Origin of the sequence: Candidatus Thiodiazotropha sp. CDECU1, assembly GCF_963455295.1 — a bacterium.
Lineage (GTDB): Bacteria > Pseudomonadota > Gammaproteobacteria > Chromatiales > Chromatiaceae > Thiodiazotropha.
In genome coordinates, this window is record NZ_OY734020.1 from 2,383,669 (window position 1) to 2,404,591 (window position 20,923).

The following is a 20,923-nucleotide window of genomic DNA, read 5'->3' on the forward strand; positions in this document are numbered from 1 at the left end:
CTCTACAGATGCCATCTACTGCTTGTTCTCATCGTAGCTGACAAAGGTTGCATAGGGCATGATGCCCTTGATATTGCTGGATGGTGAAAGGTCCTGGTGATTCAGCAGGTAGTCATTCAGCCGTGACTCGACCTTGGGCTTTTTCAGCAACTCCCAACGAGTACCATCTTCGGCTACAGCGATGATATTACTCTTTGGCATTTGCTTGCCGACCGGCAGTTGATTGCTGGATACAAGCTGATCTGGTGCTTCGGAACTCCCCGGATTGATCAACTGTGGCGCCATGACAACCGCCACTGCCGTCAATGATGCGGCCACCGCCAGCCCCGTCAAAGCCCGTTTCTTGCTCGGGGTCTGACGCTTGATGGCAGCAGGCGCCAGCACTACCGGCTCACTTTCAAGCTTCTCACTGATGTAGCGGGCTAAATCGGGATTGTGCAGCTGGCCAAGTTCGTTACGCATCGCATCCCCTATCAGATGGTAGCGTGACCAGATATCCAGACTCTCCTGATTATGCTTCAGCTTGTTGATTTCACCGGAAATTTCGGGTTGTGAAATTTCGTCGTCTACCAGTGCGGATAATCTTTCGAACTCTTGCTCAGTCATTTCAATATGCCTGACATTAGGGTTTTAACAATGGTCTCAGTTTTTTGTCGATCGCCTCACGCGCCCTGAATATGCGCGATCTCACCGTCCCCACCGGGCAGGACATGGCATTGGCGATCTCCTCGTAGCTCATACCTTCGAGCTCACGCAATACTATAGCTGTACGGAGATCCTCGGGCAGATCATCGATTGCCTTCTGCACCGTCATGCTGATCTCTTCTGTCAACACATGATTCTCCGGTGTACCTGTCTCCTTTAGACGCGTTCCGACGTCCATTTGTTCAGCCACTTCGGCCTCTACGTCATCAGAAGGTGGGCGGCGTCCCTGGGCCACGAGGTAATTCTTAGCCGTATTGATAGCGATCCGGTAGAGCCAGGTGTAAAAAGCACTATCACCACGGAACTTAGGAATGGCCCGGTAAGCCTTGATGAAGGCTTCCTGGGTCACATCCAGTACCTCGTGAGGATCCCGGATATAGCGGGAGATCAGATTGGTGATCTTCTGCTGATATTTGAGCACCAGCAGGTCAAACGCTCTTTTATCACCCTGTTGAACTCGCGTAACGAGCTCCTGATCGATTAACCGCTCGCCCATCCGGGCCGATACCTCCTCGTGACGGGCACATCCTGTGCACAGTCCCATTGACAGTCTTAATGTTGATTAGTTCTCGCAATCCCCGGCTTGAATTGATCTAGTTCAATGAAAAGTCAAATTGAGCTAGGATGCTTTACATATGGATGGGCATTATCACCGTAACGACTCTACCCCGCAAATATGACAACTGATCACCAGCACGACGTCCTCATCATCGGCAGCGGCGCAGCCGGCTTGAGCTTGGCCCTGCACTTGGGCGGACACCTGAAAATAGCCCTGATCTCCAAGCGCGAGCTTGAGGAGACCAATACCTACTATGCACAAGGCGGGATTTCCGTGGTGTTGGACGAAGCGGACAGTATTGCATCACATGTGAAAGACACCCTTAACGCAGGTGTCGGACTGTGCAATGAAAAAATAGTTCAGTTGGTGGTGGAACATGGACCGATGAATATCGATTGGCTGCTCAAGGGGGGTGTCAATTTCACCCGGGATGACACATCAACGTCCAGCAGCGGCTACCACCTGACCCGGGAGGGGGGGCACTCCCATCGGCGGGTGATCCATGCTGCCGATGCCACCGGCAAAGAGGTGGAAACCACCCTCCAGGAACAGGTATTGGCTCAGCCCAACATCGATGTCTTTGAACACCACATCGCGATTGACCTGATCACCAGTGAACGGAGTGAGGAAAAGCGGCAAAAACATTGTTACGGCGCCTATATACTGGATCATGAAAACAACCAGGTTGAGACATTTCGCGCTCGCTTCGTCGTCCTGGCCACCGGCGGCGCGAGCAAGGTCTATCAATACACCAGCAATCCGGATGTGGCCACGGGTGACGGCATTGCCATGGCCTGGCGGGCCGGGTGTCGGGTCGCCAACATGGAGTTCATCCAGTTCCACCCCACCTGCCTCTACCACCCTGATGCCAAGAGCTTTCTGATTTCAGAGGCGGTCCGTGGCGAAGGTGGTCAGTTGAAACTCCCGGACGGCAGCCGCTTTATGCATCGTTTTGACGAGCGAGGCGAGTTGGCACCCCGGGATATCGTCGCCCGCGCCATCGACCACGAAATGAAGCGGATCGGTGCTGATTGTCTCTATCTGGATATCAGCCACAAATCCGCCGACTTCATTCAGGAACACTTCCCCACCATCTATCATCGCTGTCGCGATTTCGGCATCGATATCACCCAACAACCGATACCGGTCGTTCCCGCCGCCCACTACACCTGCGGTGGCATCATGGCAGACGAGCATGCCCGAACCGATGTTGCCGGACTCTACGTCATCGGTGAAAGCGCCTATACCGGCCTGCATGGTGCGAATCGTATGGCCAGCAACTCCCTGTTGGAGTGCCTGGTGTTCGCCAACCTCGCCGCCCAGGATATCCACGCCCTGGATGCGGAGACCCCTGAACCCCCTGTTCTATCACCCTGGGATGAAAGCCGGGTAACCGAACCGGATGAAGAGGTCGTGGTCTCTCATAACTGGGATGAACTGCGCCATTTCATGTGGGACTATGTGGGCATAGTGCGCAGCAATAAGCGCTTGATGAGGGCATGTCGGCGAACCGACCTGTTACGTCGGGAGATCGTCGAGTACTACAGTAACTTCCGGGTCAGTATCGACCTGCTGGAACTGCGCAATCTGGTCGATGTGGCGGATATGATCATTCGTTCGGCCCAATCCCGCCGGGAGAGCCGCGGCCTCCACTACACCATCGACTTTCCCTACCTGGACGATCGGGTTCAGAAGAAACCCACGATACTGATACCCGATAACTACTCCCCCTTTTGATTGGCCCTTCGGCGCACACCAAGCCACTGGATCGCTAGTGTGGCCCGGTTTTACCGATAACCTCAATATCCATCGCAATGAGCTCTTCAATTTCGTGGAATCGGTAGGGATCATGATCATTGATCTCCGCTATCCGGGGTAATCGAGGATGCGTAATCATTTTTCTGCGCCAGAAACCGGGCAGTTGCATCGACTGATTCAGGGCCTGTACCCGGGTATCCCCTTGATAGCGCTTGGCCAGTAGTTGCTGGCAGACTGAGAAGTGTTGCAGTGGGACGTCCCGCACCAACCAATAGTAGTGGTAGCGGCCAGGTGATGTTGCAACATGGATGTGGGGTTTAAGAGGGAATCTTCCAGGATCACCGCCCCTGTCGGCATCCACAAACAGGGCCCTGACCTGACAAATAGCTGCAACATCCCTGGCCACGCCATTGGTCCGGTTGATGGTGACAGTGACAACCGCCCCTCGCTGGTTAAGCATCACAAGCTGATCCCAGCAGGCGTCCAGGGCGCCATGGAGCGCTTTTTCCAAGGGGTCCTGTGAACCCGAACGGGTATATTCGGTGTCAGAAAAGGTGCGAAATGAGAATTCGCCGGCCTGGGGGTCCAGGTGCCCGAGAAAACGCGCCACCTGCTCTCTATCCGGCTCTAATCCTTGCCCATGGGATTCGATCCAGTGAGCGATGTGGCTGATACAGGGATCGCGAATGTAGCGGCGCTTCACGCCGCCTCTGATCCGGAAAAGGTATAGGCGCCATAACCAACCACCTGGTCCTTGCTACCCGCTGTGTCACCCGAGTTCCTCAAGTCCACCAACTCCCCATGCAGACCCACGCGTTTGGCCTCCAGCAACAGGCCTTGAACCGGGATCCTGCCGCAGGCATCCTCATAGTCCAGTCGTTCAGGATGGAGGGAAGTGATCGCATCGCTGGTCGCCTGGTCCATGCGTTGCGCCGTCAGATAATCGTGATAGTGGCTGAGATCGGAGCTGATCACGATCAGGGTCTCTTCCCCCCCCCAAACCCTTGCCAGCACCTCCGCCACCTGATCACCCGTGGCATCACCCACTACCAGTGGAAGCAGATCGAATTCACGCAACATAACCTGCAGGAATGGCAGCTGCACTTCCAACGAATGTTCCTGGGCATGGGCCGCCTCAAGCTGAACTACCTGGGGTAATTCCTGCAAGGCATGAAGGGTCTGCCGATCCACTGGAATATCCCCCAGGGGGGTACGAAAATAGTCCGCTTCGCTGGTCGCCAATCCGTTGAAGGGTACGCGATGGGACGGCCCTAAAAGCACAACACGGCTGATGCGGTCAGCTGCCCTGGCCAGACTGGCATAGGCACTGGCGGCAATTGGCCCCGAATAGATATAGCCTGCGTGGGGGGCAATCAACGCTTTAGGCGGCTCCCCATGTGGTGTCGCCGAGTCGAGGTAACCTGTCACCATCTGTTGCAGAATATCCCTATCGGCAGGATAGAAAAGATCGGATACTGCGGGCTTTCTGATCATTGTCATAACAACCACCTCGATGCTATATAAGTTTTGAGTGTTTACTTTTCAATCACTCATCCTGACCGTCTGCCGTCGACTCCCCCACACCCCCGGGAGAGGGTCGAATAGGCCCGCCAATCTGGTGCCACATTGATCACAACATCCTTGCTCATCCAGGTGCCATTCCCCCAGTTCATACCAATCCCTCTGAATCAGGAGCTTGCCGCAATGGTGACACCAGGTACTCGACTCCCGGCTGTCATGCACGTTACCCACGTAGGCATAGTGGACGCCGGTTTCGACAGCGATCCTGCGCGCCCGACTAAGAGTGGCATGGGGGGTGGGTGGATAGTCCCGCATCTTCCAGTCGGGATGGAAGGCGGTGAAATGGAGCGGCACGTCGGGTCCCAGATTATCCACCACCCATTGACTCAGGTCGTTGATCTCCTGATCTGAATCGTTCTCTCCCGGTATCAGGAGTGTGGTTATCTCCAGCCAAATCCCGCTCTCGTGCTTCAGATATTTCAAGGTATCCAGAACCGGTTCCAGGTGGGCGCCTGTCAGCTTGTGATAGAAACTCTCGTTGAAAGACTTCAAATCGACGTTGGCGGCGTGCATATGCCGATAGAACTCTTGTCGCGGCTCGGCACATACATACCCCGCCGTAACGGCCACTGACTTGATGGAGTATTCGGCACAGGCCTTTGCCACATCGATGGCATATTCGTGAAAGATCACCGGGTCGTTATAGGTATAGGCGACGCTCCGGCATCCCAACCGATGGGCTGTCTGCGCGATCGCTTCCGGGGAGGCTTCATCGGCCAGGGTATGCGTCTCCCGGGACTTGCTGATATCCCAGTTCTGGCAAAACTTGCAGGCCAGGTTGCAACCGGCAGTGCCAAAGGAAAATACCGGTGTACCGGGCAGAAAGTGATTGAGGGGTTTTTTTTCGATGGGATCGATGCAGAACCCACTCGACCGGCCATAGGTATTCAAGACTATGGCACCCTGATGGTTTTCCCTGACATAGCAAAAACCCTGTTTGCCCTCTTTGAGTCGGCAATAGCGCGGACAGAGATCGCATTGAATCCGCTCGTTATCGATCTGATGCCAATATTTGGTTGGGAAATGGGTCTGCATGACGACCTCGAAAAATAGAGTTCTCCTATAAGTAAATTTAGTCTGACATCAGGCTTCTTGCAGCGCCGATTGCGGCCTGTCCAAGCGCCAAACCACCATCATTGGCTGGCACCCGCCGCTGTGACAAAAGCCTGAAACCAGCATCTTGGAGGCGATTTGAGACGAGCTCGAACAAGGTCTTGTTTTGAAAAACGCCCCCTGTGAGCGCGATCGAATCAAGCTGATGCAGACGCGCAATCTTCTCTGCCGCTCCACACAGGCTCTGTGCCAGACCAAGGTGAAAACGCCACGCGATCTCACCCTTGCCTCGACCGGCGCGCAGATCTTCAAGCATGCCCGGCCAGAGTGTTGCGCTATCAAGCCGGTAATTCCCATGTTCCACATGGGCCTGCATTTCATAGGGGGTTAGACCGTCTCTGCAATGGAACGATGCCGCCGCTTCGAGCTCGATCGCTGCCTGGCCTTCATAACTGATCGATTCCCGGCAGATCCCCAACAGCGCAGCCACAGCATCGAACAGGCGTCCGCAGGAACTGCTCAGTGGTGAGTTGACGCCCGCTTCGATCATCCTGCTGAGCACCTCTACCGATTGTTGGTTGAGCCAATCGATCGGCTCCAAATCGCCCCACTGGGACAGGACCTGTTGCCACCCGAATTGTCGACTCAACTGACTGAAGGTATTTCTCCAGGGTTGCAGAATCGCCTGAGTGCCGCCAGGCAGCGGCATTGGAGTAAGCATGCCTACCCGTTGATAGCCAAGGTAATCGGCGATCATGAACTCCCCTCCCCAGACGGTGCCGTCATCGCCATAGCCAGATCCATCCAGGGCAATTCCGAGCACCTTGCCCCCCTGCAGCGGCCAGCCGTTTTCTGCCAGGACACTGGCGACATGGGCATGGTGGTGCTGTACCAGGATCAATGGCAGCCCCAACTCATCAGCCAGACCCCTGGCGTGTTGGGTGGAACGGTAGTTGGGATGCAGATCGGCGACCAACTGCCGGGGTTGATGCTCAAACAGCCTCCCATAGAGATCGATATTTCTGAGATAGTCCTGATAGGAGATCAGGTTTTCCAGATCCCCGATATGCTGGGAGAGAACCGCCTCGCCCTGCCGGGTCAGACAGAAGGTGTTTTTCAGCTCACCGCCCATGGCCAACTGCCGTGGGGCCTGATCGAACCCCTTGGGCAGTCGTATGGGTTCGGGTGCAAAGCCCCGTGCCCGCCGCAGCATCCTTGCGGTCCCATCCATGATACGCACCACTGAGTCGTCGACCCGATTGGTGATCTCCCTGTCATGTAACAGAAACAGATCGGCGAGTGGCTGGAGCCGCTCGGCTGCTTCCTGATTGTCGATACATTGAGGCTCCTCTACCCGGTTACCGCTCGTCATCACCAGGGGTGTCTCCAATCCGGCCAGCAACAGATGGTGCAGCGGTGAATAGGGCAACATGAATCCGAGTGTGGTCTGCTGCGGTGCAAGGTTATCCGCGAGAGCCACATCAGGAATTCGGCTAAGGAGGACTATAGGTGCCGCCGAATGCCGGAGCAGCCGCTCCTCCTCCTCGCTGACCCGACAATAGTCGCGGACAATACGACACTCCCGGGCCATCAAGGCAAAGGGCTTGTGATAGCGCCCCTTGCGCTCGCGCAGGCGGGCAACCACCTGGTCATTGGTGGCATCGCAGGCCAGATGAAAGCCACCTACACCCTTGATTGCCAGAATCTCACCTGCAGCCAGGCGCCGTTGCGCCTCCTGTATCGTATCCTCTCCCGGCGCGCTTGCCTCCACCGGTCTGCCGGCCGGATCACTCAGCCAGATCCTGGGGCCACATACCGGACAGGCATTGGGTTGGGCATGAAAGCGCCGATCCCCCGGATTGCGGTACTCCGCCTCGCAGGCTTCACACATGGGAAAATGGCGCATGCTGGTATTGATCCGGTCGTAGGGTATGCCCTCGACGATGGTCAGACGCGGTCCACAATGGGTACAGTTGGTGAAGGGATATCGATAGCGCCGGTTTTGCGCATCCGCTATATCCTGCAGACAGGCATCGCAGGTTGCTGCATCGGGCACGATCCCGGTCTGCACCTCTCCCGAGCGACTCTCGGTAATGATGAACTCTTCCTGTTGCGGCAGCTGATCCGTTGCATGACGGGTCAGGGAATCGATCTTCGCCAGGGGGGGAGGCTGAGACAACAGTTGTTGGCAAAAGCGATCGATCTGCGACTGTTCACCGCAAATATGCATCTCCACACCCTGGCTGTCATTCCATACCGCACCGCGAAGCCCATTCTCCCGCGCCAGACGCCAGACCGTGGGGCGAAAACCCACACCCTGCACCAGGCCCTGCACCCGGATCTGTTCGGCCACCACGCCACCAGACATAATAATTACACCCTTACACTGTTACTATTGGGAGCTATGTGCGCCGTTATCGGATAACAGCCAAGCCGGATACGAGTTTAACGACCATAGATGGGTTAACCCGCTGAAACAATCGAGACCATCCGTTCTCTCTACTTCGAAAGTGGAGGAATGTAAAGCCCACATATAATGTAAAACATTATAAAGATATTGTAAGTTTTTTATTATTAACACTAATTCATCATTTACCAACCTCCTGAGCATGCTCCACGCCGAAGCCAGACAGCGACGGCACAGATTCCTGCTGGTTATGGCTGGGGATGCCGCCTGGTGTATCACCCAGGCGAGGGTTGCAGAGCATCAGCTGAACAGCTCCGACTCCCTTTGGATCGGTGAGGCGGCCCCAGAGACCATAACGACCCTGAGCAACGAGCAGGCGCTCAGCAAATTGGGTCAGGAGTGCGGACTGCTTATCTACAACGCCCATAGTGGATTCGATCCGGACGCCTTCGGTGCATTGAGCGGAACCCTGCGTGGTGGCGGTCTGCTGTTGTTACTGACCCCACCTTTGGCCCAGTGGTACACCCAACCTGATCCACAAGCCGAACGGATCCTGGTTGCCGGCTACGACACCGCTGATCTGCAGGGCCGATTCCTGCAAAGGATCGCACAGATATTGGAGCATGATCCTGACACGGTGGTTGTTACTCCGGACACCGAATCCTCAGCGCCAGTGCATATTCATACTCCCCCCCTGCAACATCACCCGTACACCCATCCTGAATGCCGCACCCGGGACCAACTCAAGGCGGTGGAAGGCATCATCCATGTGGTTAAGGGACATCGAAAAAGACCCTTGGTGCTCACCTCAGACCGGGGTCGTGGCAAGTCATCGGCCCTGGGGATCGCCGCTGCCCGGCTGATGGGAGAGGGGTACGAAAACATCCTGGTGACGGCCCCGAGGCAAGGAGCGGTTGCCGCCCTCTTCGAACAGGTGATTAACTTGCTGCCAGGGGCCAAAAGCACTGCCACGTCTGTGCAGAGTGGCGAGGCCTGCATAGCTTACCACGCAGCGGATCATCTCCTATCCAATCCCCAGTCCGCGGATCTGCTGCTCGTGGATGAGGCAGCCGCTATCCCGACCAACCTCCTCAAAGGGCTGCTCGTCCACTACCCCCGCATCGTCTTCGCCACTACGGTGCATGGTTATGAAGGCACCGGCCTTGGATTTAACATCCGCTTCAAAGGCCACCTCGATCGCACTACACCCCAGTGGCGGGAGATCACCCTCTCCGAACCGATACGCTGGTCCCGGGATGATCCCCTCGAGAGGCTGGTGTTCAGACTCCTGGCCCTGGATGCCTCGCCAGCAGCAGATACCGAGATTGCAGGCGCTGACCCCCAGCAAGTGTCGGTTGAGTTTCCCGACCAACAGCAGTTTCTGGAGAGTGAGAGGGATCTCAAACAACTGTTCGGACTGCTGGTCATTGCCCACTATCGCACCACCCCCCTGGACCTCCGGCATCTCCTGGATGGCCCGAACTTGTCTATCGTCCTGGTACGTCATTGCGGCCTCATTGTCGGCGTGGCATTGCTGGCCGCCGAGGGCGGCTTCTCCAAGGAGATGGCGGAACAGATCTGGTTGGGCCGGCGCAGACCCCGGGGGCACCTGCTGGCCCAATCCCTCAGCGCGCATCTGGGACTGCCAGCCGCAGCCCGCCTGAAAGGCATGCGGGTCATACGCATAGCGATCCATCCGGCCATACAGCACAGAGGCCTTGGTAAACTGCTGGTGGAATCGGTCCGACAGAAGGCGGAAAAATCGGGTTTTGACTACCTGGGAACCAGCTTCGGCGCCACACCGGAATTGATCAGGTTCTGGCGCCGATGCGGTCTGCAAACGGTACGCATCGGTTTACGCGCCGGCACCAGCAGCAGTCATCAATCTGTGATGTTTCTGCTGCCAATTAGTACATACGGCACGCAGATGGTTATTGAGGCCAGACAACGCTTTGCCAGACAGCTGCCCGCCCTGCTGGGTGATGGTTTGAACCGGCTATCCAGCAGCTTGGCCGCCCCGCTACTGGAGGATATGGAACACCCCACTCCCGCAACCCTTGAGCACCAGGATTGGCTCGACCTGATCGCCTTCGCCTTTGCCCAGCGGGGATATGAGCTCAGTCTGCACGGGATCGAAACCATCGCCCTTGCCGCTCTTGCCGAGGGGATAGTCACGGGCGCGGATGCCAAGCTGCTGATCAAACGTGTGCTGCAAAAACAACCCTGGGGAGTATGTGCATCGGCATGCGAACTGGCTGGCCGCGGGGCAGTGGTAACCCATATGCGCCACCTGATCGCGAGATTGGTCCGCCACTACGCGGATGGGGAGATTCTCGCGCTTGCTGACAACATCCAGGCAGGCAATAGTGAAGTGATCCCCGACTTGAAGCGTCCCGGAAAGCCCTAGCCTGACTCACTCTTCAAGGGATATAATCTCGACCGGTTTGCCCTTTTTATGTTGCATCGGCCACACCCCATAGCGCCCGGCTCTTTCGACCCTATTGCTAAATCGTCGTATCAGCTCAACACCCTCTTCTGTCAGACTTATGATCGGCAGTCTCCTGGGTTTCCCATCAACAATAAATCTAGCGGTTTCACTTAGATGTGCTGCGATCCAGGCCGGTGTCTTGCCAGTCACCAGGCTGAAGTGGCTGTAGTCCCACAACAACCCCTCCGCCAATACCGGATGCCGTTCCAGGTAGGGTTGGATGAATCCGGTCATATGCTCAAACAGGGTATCCGGTTGCAGGTTGTCCCGGGCCAGGCCCGCTCCACTCACCCGCATCAATTGGTCGAAACATCGACTCACCGAGCCCTCGAAACAACCCTCTACCACCCCCGCCAGGGAGGTGCGCAGATGACCGCTATTCCACAAGCGTTCCAATAACTCGGCATAACGCTTGAATCGGGCTATCCCGGCGAATGAGAGTTGCGGGTGGGAGAGTACCTCATAGGGTGGATCCGGATCCCATCGATAACCAAGCGTGTCGGCCTGATCCCGCAGCGGCGTACCGGGCAGCAGTTTCAATGTTCCCAGCTGCAGATGGTCCGGATAGAGAGAAAAAGTGCTATCAAGTGATGCGGCACACTGCTCAGCCGTCTCCCCAGGCAGACCCACGATCAAATCGAGATGGACCGGATGGCGCCTCATCGCCACCAGTTTTCGGATATTATCCAGTGATTTGGCAATATCCATCTGGCGCTGAATCCCATCCAACACCGCCTCGTCAAGGGTCTGCAGACCGATCTCGAATTGAAATTTACCGGGTTCCGCCTGGGCAAAGATTGCCATCGCCTGGGGGGAGATGCGATCCGGATTCAGCTCAAGATGAAAGCGCAATCCCGATCCCGTATCGGCAAACCTTTGCAACAGTTGGCTGCTCCTCTCCTGACCGAGATGAAAACTGCGATCAAGGAGCTTGATGGTCTTGTCTTCAAGCCGCTCCAGTTGTTTCAGATCGGCCTCTATACGTTGCATGGAAAAGGGCCGCAAACGATCTGTGGCACTGGTGCAAAAGGTACACTTGTAGGGGCAGCCCCTGGAGGTTTCCCAATACACAAGTGGTCGACTTGTATCCACCATGCCTTGGGCAATCGGCGCCGGCAGTTCATCCACGGGAACCAGTTTCACAGGGTTGCTGAAAATCCCATCCTTGTCTCTATAGATCAGTCCGGAGATGTTGCACAACTCCCCGTCTCCATAGAGCACACATTTAACCAGATCATTGAATGCCACCTCCCCCTCGCCTTGAATGATAAAATCAACGCTTGAGATCTGGGCCAGCAAGGCCTCACCCCTTGGACCGGCCTCCGGACCGCCATACACAACCACCACATCAGGGAGGAGCTGCTTGAGCAGTTTTGACAGGTGAATGGCGGCAGCAATATTCCACAAATAGGTGGAAAAACCGACGATGCTAGGCTGTAGATCGACCAGTGCCTCCAGAAGCGGCTGGTGATTGCTGTTGACCAACACCTCAAAAAGCCGCAACCTGTCGTAATAGGGCTCGGGCCTGGCATAGGCGGCGATTGACTGTAACGCCAGTGAGCTGTGGCTGTAGCCGGCATGCAGTGCAACCAAGGCAATCATTTCAGTTTTTTATTCCATCTTGGATTGATCTGACAGGAAGAACGGAATTCGCTGCATCAAACCCGCAACGCTCAATCTTACAAACCAACTCTACCTGGTTGACATGTATTGGGCTTGATGGGCCTTTCCGGCGGTGTCTGACTGCAGCTGGCATAGCAACTGTTTTACAGTGTAATTACAGGTTTTTCGGGAGTAAAAATCCCTCGATTTGTCTGACATGCCAAGTTATCATTTGTCACTTTTACAGGCTACTGACAATCAACCTCTTTAGCCAGATTTTTCTCAATAACAAGGAAAAAGTATGTTTGATCTCGGGAAAGTGCATATCGGTGTGCTCGGCCTTGGTTACGTGGGACTGCCGCTGGCAGTGGAATTCGGCAAAAAGTATCCGACCATAGGGCTGGATATCAACGAGGCCCGGGTCGCTGAGCTTAAATCGGGACAGGACAGCTCCCTTGAAGTGGAACCGGAAGAGCTGCAACAGGTACCCCACCTGAGCTACACCAGCAGTCTCGATGATATAAGAGTATGTAACATTTTTATCGTTACAGTTCCCACGCCGATCAACGAGCACAAGCAACCCGATCTGTCACCTTTGATCAGCGCCAGCCATGCCCTTGGAAAGGTACTGAAAAAGGGCGATATTGCCATATTCGAATCCACCGTCTACCCAGGCGCGACGGAAGAGGTTTGCGTACCGATCATGGAGGCCGATTCCGGATTGAGATTCAATCAGGATTTTTATGTCGGCTACAGTCCGGAACGTATCAACCCGGGGGACAAGGAGCATCGACTGCCGACCATCAAGAAGGTCACCTCCGGATCCACCCCAGAGGTAACGGACTTCGTGGATGAACTCTACCGCTCGATCATCACGGCCGGCACCCATAAGGCGAGCAGCATCAAGATCGCGGAAGCCGCCAAGGTGATTGAAAACACGCAACGGGATGTGAATATCGCACTGATCAATGAACTGGCATTGATCTTCAACCGCCTCGATATCGATACCCTGGAAGTACTTGAAGCTGCCGGCAGTAAATGGAATTTTCTACCCTTCAGGCCCGGCCTGGTGGGTGGCCACTGTATAGGTGTCGATCCCTACTATCTCACCCACAAGGCCCAATCGATCGGCTATCAACCGGAAATCATACTCGCAGGGCGTCGACTCAATGATGGCATGGGCGCCTATGTGGTGCACAGCGTGGTTAAAATGATGATGAAAAGGGGCATCGCATCCAACAACAGCAAGGTGCTGGTACTGGGTTTGACATTCAAAGAGAACTGTCCCGATCTGAGGAACACTCGGGTGGTGGACATTGTGGCCGAATTCGAGGATTACGGCGCCCAGGTGGATGTCTATGATCCCTGGGTTTCACAGCAGGAAGCTGAGCAAGAGTATGGGCTGCGCCCTGTCAGCGAGATCAATGAGGGTGAGTATGATGCGGTTATTCTTGCTGTCGCGCACCGTGAATTTCAACACATGGGAGCGGAAAAGATCCGTGCCCTATGTAAAGAGAACGGGGTTCTCTTCGACGTCAAGAACATACTCCCATCCGATACGGTCGATGCAAGACTATGACAGCCTATGACAGCCTGAAGGATAGATTGCAAACCGAGCAGTCGACCTGGCTCATAACCGGTGTCGCCGGCTTCATCGGTTCAAACCTACTCGAGACCCTGTTGTCGCTTGGACAGAAAGTCATAGGCCTGGATAACTTCGCAACCGGTCACGCCTATAACTTCGAAAAGGTCAGAAACAGCGTCACACCGGAACAGTGGAATCAATATACGTTTGTCGAAGGCGATATCCGCAGCATCGACAGCTGCCACCAGGCGTGCAAAGGTGTCGACTATGTACTGCATCAGGCGGCTCTGGGATCGGTGCCTCGCTCCCTGGCCGATCCTATCACCACCAACGAAAGCAACATCAACGGCTACCTGAATATGCTGGTTGCAGCCCGCGATGCGCAAGTCAAACGTTTCGTTTATGCAGCATCGAGCTCTACCTATGGAGACCATCCAGGTCTACCCAAGGTTGAGGATCGAATCGGCAATCCGCTTTCACCCTACGCGGTAACCAAGTTGGTGAACGAGCATTATGCCCAGGTGTTTGCCCGCTGTTACGACTTCAAGACCATTGGCTTGAGATATTTCAACATCTTTGGCCGGCGTCAGGATCCCAATGGCGCGTATGCTGCCGTCATACCCAAGTGGGTGGCCGCCATGATTGCCAAGGATGAGCTCTTTATAAACGGCGATGGCGAGACCAGCCGAGACTTCTGTTACATCGACAATGCAATCCAGGCCAACCTACTCGCCGCCACCACGGATAATCCGGATGCAACCGATCAGGTTTACAATATTGCGGTGGGTGATCGCACTACCCTGAATCAGCTGTTCACCAAGATCAGGGACATCCTGGCGGATGACTTCCCCTATCTAAGTGAAATCTCGCCCTCATACAGGGATTTTCGTCCAGGTGATGTGCGTCACTCTCTGGCTGATATCGACAAGGCCAGACGCCTGCTCGGTTATCAACCTTCCCATAACATCGATCAGGGCGTGACTGAGGCAATGAGCTGGTACGTGGATGACCTCACCGGCTGAACTGCCGATTGACGATTTAGCAAGCAATATTGATCAACGACAGGCGATCCTTGAACCGGGTTGCCCGATCTGTCGGAATCGATCATGAATTAGATAAATAGGAATTTTTATCATGCGAGTACTCATCACCGGCGGAGCCGGTTTCATCGGCTCAGCTTTGGCGATACGTCTTTTGGATCGTGGCGATGAGGTCATCAGTATCGACTGCCTCAACGACTACTACGATGTGGCATTGAAAAAGGCCCGCCTTGCACGAACCCTGGATCACCCAAATTTCACCGACCTACGCCTTGAGCTTGAGGATCGCAAGGGTATGGCCGAGGCCTTTTCCAAATACAAACCTGAGATGGTGGTAAACCTCGCCGCCCAGGCCGGGGTCCGTTATTCGATTGAGAATCCCCTCGCCTATGTGGACTCCAACCTGGTGGGATTTGGCCATATTCTGGAGGGATGCCGCAATCATGATGTGAAACACCTGGTCTACGCTTCGAGCAGTTCGGTATATGGCGCCAACACCTCCATGCCCTTCTCTGTGCACGACAACGTGGATCATCCCGTCAGTCTCTATGCCGCCACAAAGAAAGCCAACGAGTTGATGGCGCACACCTACAGCCATCTGTATCGTATTCCCACCACCGGATTGCGCTTCTTTACCGTGTATGGCCCATGGAGCAGGCCTGATATGGCAATGCTCAAATTTGCCCACAAGATCATGCGCGGCGAACCCATCGACGTCTACAACTACGGCAAACATCGTCGTGACTTCACCTATATCGACGATATCGTGGAAGGCGTCATCCGGGTGCTGGATCGTATTCCCCAGCCCAATCCTGATTGGGATAGCGATCACCCCGATTCGGCCACCAGCACTGCACCCTATCGACTCTATAACATTGGCAACAACAAACCTGAAGAGTTGATGCGTTATATCGAGCTACTCGAAGCGAGTCTTGGCAGGAAGGCCGAGCTCAACATGCTACCGCTGCAGGATGGGGATGTGGTTGCCACCTATGCGGATGTCTCTGATCTGATTGCAGACACGGGATACAAACCGGATACCAAACTTGAAGATGGTGTGGCCAACTTCGCGCAATGGTTTATGGATTACTACGACTATTGAGCAGGAAAAAAGCAGGCGGGGAGTGACCTTGGAGGCAGATGGGTCACAGTCCCCGCCAGACTAGCGCTTAACACGGAAACGACCAACCGTGAGCGTAGGGAGAGCGTAAGGTTTCTTGGCAAGTCAAACATTGACTTAGGTCAATAAACCATGATTAACACCAGGTTATTGGCTATGTAAATTGTAACAGGGGTGGAATTTAAATCCCCGGGATAGTTTGTCGATAGTTGCTAAGCCTCGGACTGAACCGTTCCGCCGAAGATTTCGAACAGGCGGGGTAAGAAGCGCCGAAACTCCAAACTCATCAGCGTGAATCTGCCATCGAATGCATCGGCCTCACTCTCAATCTGGTAATCTGCTGCCTGTTCCTGGATAAGATCAAGAAATTTCAAACGTTTGATAGACATATCCGCATCGATGACAAAGGACATATGCTGATCCCATTCAACAGCCAGTTTGACCACCTCCTTACCGGCCTCGATATGCGCCAATATTTCATCCGCGGTGAGATCCTGCCCCTTACATCGGAGTACACTCCCCTCTTCGCTGCGGTCCTGTAGTTCACAGCTGTCGAGCAGGGTGAAATCGCCGAATTGGTCAGGTCGCTTCAACCACTCCGTCATCACATAGGGCGGGGATGTGGCAACCTCCAGCGGCTTTACCGGCAGACTGCCCAGGCTTTCACGCAGCAGGGATATCAATGCTTCCGCCTTGTTGGCACTGGCTGCATCCACCAGGATCCAACCCTGCTGTTTGTCGATCATCGCAAATTGCCGTGTGTAGCGGCTGAACGCCTTGGGTAACAGTTGATGAAAAACCTCATCCCGTAGTTCACTCCGCTCCCTGCGCGCCACCTTTCGACCCTCCTCCTGCTGGATCTGATCAAGCTTTTCCTCCACGATCTCGTTGACAACGGCTGCAGGCAGTAGTTTGTCCTCCTGACGGGCACAAATCATTTGACAGCCACCGACCTCATGCACCAATACCTCCGATTGGCGGCCCAGGGGCGCGTCCCACCCCGTGCCAATCAGGTCATGGCTTCCGCAAGCTTGAAAACGCTTACCCTCCAGCTTCGCGGCAAGCGCTTCCTGGCTTAGATTGAAGGGTTGTTGCAGCAGATAGATACGGAGATTTTTAAACCACATTAGAGTTACCATTGTGTAAAACGAGGGGCGGATTATGGCGAACCGGGGACGACTAATCCAGCCTGCATGAGTGAAAAAGCGATTTGGGCACAGTTAGTAATGGCTATCCCCAGTGGCTCTGCCAACAACCTGGTTTATAGGTTGCTATTTGCTCGATTTCGATTAGTGTTAACATGCCCTAGTATGAACCTCACCCCCCATGCACAATATTCAACAGCGGAAAGAGCCACCTTGCTGGAGATCGCTGCCGCTTCCATCAAGCATGGACTGGAACAGGGCACACCCCTGCGGGTAACCGCATCGGACTATCCTGCAGATTTGCAGCAACATCGCGCCTGTTTCGTCACCCTGTCGCAGGGAGGCGCTCTGAGGGGATGCATCGGACACCTGGAAGCCCAAGCACCCATTGTTGAGGATGTGGCGGAAAATGCCTATGCGGCCGCCTTCCGTGATCCAAGATTCCCCCCGTTAACCGAGCGTGAGGCAGACAACCTTGAAATACATATCTCGGTTTTAACCCCGGCTGAGGCCATCGCCTTTGAGTCGGAACAGGAATTGATAGGGAAAATCAGGCCAGCTGTAGATGGCCTTATCCTGGTTGAGGGTCAGCGTCGGGGCACCTTTCTTCCCTCGGTGTGGGAATCTCTTCCGGAGACCCGCAATTTTCTCAGCCATCTTAAACAGAAAGCGGGTCTACCCGCCAACTACTGGTCAAGCACCCTTGAGGTCTATCGCTACGAGACAGAGTCGTTCAGCAATGGGTCATCCTGAGAGCAAATTCATAACCGGCTCAACTAATCACTTCCAGGGTCGCATTTTCCAATAGAGTTCTCTCCGCAACTGCTGCCATCGAGCCACAATGCATTCCCGAGTCTTGCCTTGTTCAAGCTGGCATCATCGATCCGGCTATTGGAGAGATCAGCAAAGCGAAGATCCGCACTACTCAAATCCGCACCCCTAAGATCGGCAAATTGGAGATTCACCCCCACCATGGCAGCGCCCTGCAGTTGTGCATGGCGAAGATCCCCATGACTCAGGTTGGCGTAGCGAAGATCCGCATTGCTCAAATCCGTAGTGCTCAATTTTGCCCGGCGTAACACGGCACTGTTCAGATTGGCACCGGCAAGGCTGGCCGCCCCCACGTCGAGATCTTGAATGAGGCAGTTTCGCCAATTCACCCCGGGAGCGGGTGGCGCACTGCAGGTGGAGTCATCGATCGCTTCCGGCATGCCATACCTGAGCGAATAGAGGACAACCCCACCGATGATCAATAGGGCGATTGTCAATGCGAGCAGGGGAAATCGCCTCTCCTGTCGGTTATCTCTGGCATCAGCCCGTTCACGGGCAGCCACCTTGGCCTGGGCCTCGGAATCACCTTCCTCCGCCCTCAATTGGAGTGGCACCACACTGGGTATTTGGCTGATTGCCTGCCATGACTGTTTATCGGGACTGATCTGATCCGACAACGCAAGCTCACCATCCAGTAAGAGGTGGCGGATTCTCGCACTGGTGAGTGGCCCCATAACCATATCATCGTGTTTCACGAACCAACTCTGTGGCTTATTTTGGCCTGTATCTTCCATCACTTCCTTATCTATCAACCTAGGGTCTGTTAACACTAATCCAATATGCCCTGCTGGGACTGTTTTTGTGTCCAGCAAGGCAGAATGAGCGTGGTGTAGCCCGGCTACATGAGCGAATGATAACGCCGCTGGGCGCAAAAACAGACCCAGCCCTTCGGGTTGCGCCTGAAAAAGCGCCACTCTGCGTTGCTCGTCGCTCATTTGGAATAACCAAACTACACTCCTCGCGCCTTGATTGGCGCTTTTTCAGGCACAACAGGTCATATTGGATTAGTGTTAACAGGCCCTAACACCTACCCTATCGGCCCGATGGGAAAGAAATGAACATCATCCTGCATGCTCGCATATAATGTTAGCAAGCGCCTGTGGAAAAGCAGGGTATGATCAAGTATTTGTTTAGGATCTCCGCAAGCCATGGAGATATTCGGGACTAAAATCCTACTACCACTACCGACCATCGAGCCTGGCAAATCCCTGTTAGAGCAGCTCCAGCCCGGGCAGATAGTACGGGGTACTGCGCTCAGCGAAAACGTAAACGGCAGCATGCGGCTGCAGATCGGTGTCACACGGCTGATCGCTCAAACCACATTGAGTGTGCCTACCGGCCAGGCCTTGACCCTGCAGGTGGAGAAAACAGGCAATCTCCCCGAATTACGTGTACTTACCCACCCCAGCATGGAGCAGGTCAAATCAGCCGCGCTGAAACAGGTGCTGCCACGACAACAGCCTCTACCCCAGCTGTTTCAGCATCTCACCCAGGTTGCAGGCGACTCAAACCGCGCTACTCCCCTACCACCAGCGGTAAAGCAGGCCGTGCAGAGTGTATTGCAGCGAATCGTACCCATAGAAGATCCCGGATTTAAGACCCAGCTCTTGCAAGCATTGCAGCTGAGCGGCACTCATACTGAGGCCCGGCTGATCAACAGACAAGTTAACAATAGTGATCTAAAACTCAACCTGCTACAGCTTATCGGACTTATTAAGCCCTTGATCAGCAATCCTTCAAACCCAATCAATCAACTGCTTTCATTACAACAGCAGGTGTTAAATCCGGCACAACCAGCCCCGGCCAATCCACCGGTCACCGCTCATGATGCCAGCCCGACCACCAAGCTGTTACTCGACTTGTTCAAGCATTTGGATGGTGCGATAGCTCGCATCCAAACCAATCAGCTCAGTTCCTTGCCGAGCGAGGATTCCACAAGGCAGGTTTGGCAATTTGAACTCCCCATACGTCATGAAAACAGTGTTGATCTGTTTCATTTCAGAATCAGCCGCGAGGATGTAAACAAGGGTGCCGAAGCAGCGCCCATGTGGAGCCTGACCTTGCATATGAATCTACCGCCTCTGGGCCCAATGAGGGTGAGGTTGGCGCTCTTAGATGAAACGATTTCAACCATCATATGGTCAGAAAAAACACATACGGCAGATTTGGTTAATCAACACCTTGACAAACTACGCGCCGGTCTCGAATCCACCGGCCTGGAGGTCAAGAAACTGGAGGCCTTTCAGGGGATCGCCGAGATTGAGAATGAACTGCCCAGCGAACAATCACTGTTGAATGAGCAGGCATGACTGATTATCAATCCAAAGATCCCGATCTCGCCATCGCCTTGAAATACGACGGGGAGAATGCGCCTCGCCTGACCGCAAAGGGTCGTGGGGATCTGGCGAATAGGATTCTTGCCTTGGCGGATGAGCATGCTGTACCGTTGCACGAGGATGCAGAACTGGCCGCCCTGCTCTCGCAAATTCCCTTGGGCGATGAAATTCCAGAAGCGCTCTACCGGGCTGTGGCGGAGGTAATAGCCTTTGCCTACCTGCTCTCTGGTAAGATGCCACCAGGTTATGAGGATGTTTTATAATCAACCAAACACTTGCAGTAGAGATTCACAATTGATGCGCAAGCCATGCTGCCCGAAAACAGAGGAAGTCAAACAATGAGAAGTGCGATATTAAAAATTGTAGTCCTGCTGGCACTGCTGTCATCCCTGCAACTCTATGCCGCAGATGGTAACACTGAACAGCAAAAGCAGGCCGCCACGACCACAACTCATACCAAACAATACAGCAGCCAACCCGCCAATAGCGGACAACTCAGCCGCAAATGCGCCATCTACTCCGGTATCTGCCCCATGGGCCGTACGGCAAAAGTCGGGGATTACTGTATCTGCCATACACCATCCGGTCCGATTCATGGTGTAGTCATACCCTAGATATCGGGTTGCCGGTCCAGAATCGGTTGTCGACCAACCCGGCTGATTCCAGTCGGTAAATCCAGTTGTTGGTTACTACTAACATTACTCATAGCGCGC

18 protein-coding genes are annotated in these 20,923 nt (G+C 54.6%); 9 read left to right on the forward strand and 9 right to left on the reverse strand.

The window, feature by feature from the left end:
- Positions 1 to 15: 15 nt before the first annotated feature.
- Positions 16 to 606: a sigma-E factor negative regulatory protein gene (locus tag R2K28_RS10825; RefSeq protein ID WP_316364334.1), complete on the reverse strand. Its 591-nt coding sequence runs from the start codon at positions 604 to 606 to the stop codon at positions 16 to 18.
- Positions 607 to 622: 16 nt separating this feature from the next.
- Positions 623 to 1,201, reverse strand: a complete 579-nt coding sequence (rpoE, locus tag R2K28_RS10830; protein WP_116447274.1) for an RNA polymerase sigma factor RpoE — start codon at positions 1,199 to 1,201, stop codon at positions 623 to 625.
- Between the two features lie 180 nt (positions 1,202 to 1,381).
- Between rpoE and nadB the strand changes: the two genes are divergently transcribed.
- The gene (nadB, locus tag R2K28_RS10835) at positions 1,382 to 3,001 is read left to right on the forward strand and encodes an L-aspartate oxidase (RefSeq protein ID WP_316364335.1); all 1,620 of its coding nucleotides are present in this window, start codon (positions 1,382 to 1,384) and stop codon (positions 2,999 to 3,001) included.
- A 34-nt stretch (positions 3,002 to 3,035) separates the two neighbouring features.
- Here nadB and R2K28_RS10840 read toward each other — a convergent pair whose 3' ends face one another.
- Genes R2K28_RS10840 through hypF form a run of 4 tightly spaced genes read right to left on the reverse strand, consistent with a single transcriptional unit; the run spans position 3,036 to position 8,024 of the window.
- On the reverse strand, positions 3,036 to 3,725 hold the full coding sequence (locus R2K28_RS10840) for a DNA-primase RepB domain-containing protein (protein ID WP_316364336.1): 690 nt from the start codon (positions 3,723 to 3,725) through the stop codon (positions 3,036 to 3,038).
- On the reverse strand, positions 3,722 to 4,522 hold the full coding sequence (gene amrB / locus R2K28_RS10845; RefSeq protein ID WP_316364337.1) for an AmmeMemoRadiSam system protein B: 801 nt from the start codon (positions 4,520 to 4,522) through the stop codon (positions 3,722 to 3,724). Before amrB ends, R2K28_RS10840 begins: the two co-directional genes overlap by 4 nt.
- A 42-nt stretch (positions 4,523 to 4,564) precedes the next feature.
- A complete protein-coding gene (gene amrS, locus R2K28_RS10850) occupies positions 4,565 to 5,638 on the reverse strand; it encodes an AmmeMemoRadiSam system radical SAM enzyme (protein WP_316364338.1) in 1,074 nt (357 codons plus the stop codon).
- Positions 5,639 to 5,675: 37 nt separating this feature from the next.
- Positions 5,676 to 8,024, reverse strand: coding sequence for a carbamoyltransferase HypF (gene hypF / locus R2K28_RS10855; protein ID WP_316364339.1), 2,349 nt, complete (start codon positions 8,022 to 8,024; stop codon positions 5,676 to 5,678).
- A 241-nt stretch (positions 8,025 to 8,265) separates the two neighbouring features.
- Between hypF and R2K28_RS10860 the strand changes: the two genes are divergently transcribed.
- Positions 8,266 to 10,470: a tRNA(Met) cytidine acetyltransferase TmcA gene (locus R2K28_RS10860; protein ID WP_316364340.1), complete on the forward strand. Its 2,205-nt coding sequence runs from the start codon at positions 8,266 to 8,268 to the stop codon at positions 10,468 to 10,470.
- A gap of 6 nt (positions 10,471 to 10,476) precedes the next feature.
- Here the strand turns inward: R2K28_RS10860 and R2K28_RS10865 are convergent, their stop codons facing one another.
- Positions 10,477 to 12,153 (reverse strand): B12-binding domain-containing radical SAM protein, encoded by a 1,677-nt coding sequence (locus R2K28_RS10865; protein WP_316364341.1) that lies wholly within the window; start codon positions 12,151 to 12,153, stop codon positions 10,477 to 10,479.
- A 301-nt stretch (positions 12,154 to 12,454) separates the two neighbouring features.
- Between R2K28_RS10865 and tviB the strand changes: the two genes are divergently transcribed.
- From tviB to R2K28_RS10880, 3 genes are all read left to right on the forward strand, one after another.
- The gene (tviB, locus tag R2K28_RS10870) at positions 12,455 to 13,732 is read left to right on the forward strand and encodes a Vi polysaccharide biosynthesis UDP-N-acetylglucosamine C-6 dehydrogenase TviB (RefSeq protein ID WP_316364342.1); all 1,278 of its coding nucleotides are present in this window, start codon (positions 12,455 to 12,457) and stop codon (positions 13,730 to 13,732) included.
- Positions 13,729 to 14,760, forward strand: coding sequence for an SDR family oxidoreductase (locus tag R2K28_RS10875; RefSeq protein ID WP_316364343.1), 1,032 nt, complete (start codon positions 13,729 to 13,731; stop codon positions 14,758 to 14,760). Before tviB ends, R2K28_RS10875 begins: the two co-directional genes overlap by 4 nt.
- A gap of 112 nt (positions 14,761 to 14,872) precedes the next feature.
- Positions 14,873 to 15,880, forward strand: a complete 1,008-nt coding sequence (locus R2K28_RS10880; protein ID WP_316364345.1) for an NAD-dependent epimerase — start codon at positions 14,873 to 14,875, stop codon at positions 15,878 to 15,880.
- Between the two features lie 230 nt (positions 15,881 to 16,110).
- On the opposite strand, the gene rdgC is transcribed toward R2K28_RS10880, so the two are convergent.
- A complete protein-coding gene (rdgC, locus tag R2K28_RS10885) occupies positions 16,111 to 17,025 on the reverse strand; it encodes a recombination-associated protein RdgC (RefSeq protein WP_316364346.1) in 915 nt (304 codons plus the stop codon).
- Positions 17,026 to 17,208: 183 nt separating this feature from the next.
- Between rdgC and amrA the strand changes: the two genes are divergently transcribed.
- Entirely contained in the window at positions 17,209 to 17,796 is a 588-nt protein-coding gene (gene amrA / locus R2K28_RS10890; protein WP_316364347.1) for an AmmeMemoRadiSam system protein A, read from the forward strand.
- Positions 17,797 to 17,819: 23 nt separating this feature from the next.
- Here the strand turns inward: amrA and R2K28_RS10895 are convergent, their stop codons facing one another.
- Positions 17,820 to 18,569, reverse strand: a complete 750-nt coding sequence (locus R2K28_RS10895) for a pentapeptide repeat-containing protein (protein WP_316364348.1) — start codon at positions 18,567 to 18,569, stop codon at positions 17,820 to 17,822.
- 453 nt (positions 18,570 to 19,022) lie between these two features.
- Here R2K28_RS10895 and fliK point away from each other — a divergent pair, with 453 nt between their 5' ends.
- From fliK to R2K28_RS10910, 3 genes are all read left to right on the forward strand, one after another.
- Positions 19,023 to 20,183 (forward strand): flagellar hook-length control protein FliK, encoded by a 1,161-nt coding sequence (gene fliK, locus R2K28_RS10900; protein WP_316364349.1) that lies wholly within the window; start codon positions 19,023 to 19,025, stop codon positions 20,181 to 20,183.
- Complete coding sequence (locus tag R2K28_RS10905) at positions 20,180 to 20,473, forward strand: EscU/YscU/HrcU family type III secretion system export apparatus switch protein (protein ID WP_316364350.1); 294 nt, start codon at positions 20,180 to 20,182, stop codon at positions 20,471 to 20,473. Before fliK ends, R2K28_RS10905 begins: the two co-directional genes overlap by 4 nt.
- Positions 20,474 to 20,548: 75 nt before the next feature.
- Positions 20,549 to 20,824, forward strand: a complete 276-nt coding sequence (locus R2K28_RS10910; protein ID WP_316364351.1) for a hypothetical protein — start codon at positions 20,549 to 20,551, stop codon at positions 20,822 to 20,824.
- Positions 20,825 to 20,923 lie beyond the last annotated feature (99 nt).